We start from the raw sequence: 208 nt of genomic DNA on the forward strand, positions 1-208 counted from the left end.
ATGTTCTCGATGACCATGGTGCAGCCGACATCCTCGGCGCGCCTGACGGCGTCACGCAGGGTCATGTGCGTGCGCTCGACCAAGGCTTCGCGGGCGCCGGCATTGTCGTCGAGGTTGTTGTAGGACCACGATGTATAAGGGCTGTGGATGACCATATGCGACGCACCGATGGCGGCGCAGACATCGAGCCCCTGCAGCAGGCGCCGGG

At 64.4% G+C, this 208-nt stretch carries 1 pseudogene; it reads right to left on the reverse strand.

Features of this window, described 5'->3' with window-relative positions:
• Positions 1-208 (reverse strand): annotated as a pseudogene (locus tag AF337_RS33195) (sugar phosphate isomerase/epimerase); the annotation flags it as partial.

The sequence above is a fragment of the Rhizobium ecuadorense genome (assembly GCF_001187535.1).
Lineage (GTDB): Bacteria > Pseudomonadota > Alphaproteobacteria > Rhizobiales > Rhizobiaceae > Rhizobium > Rhizobium ecuadorense.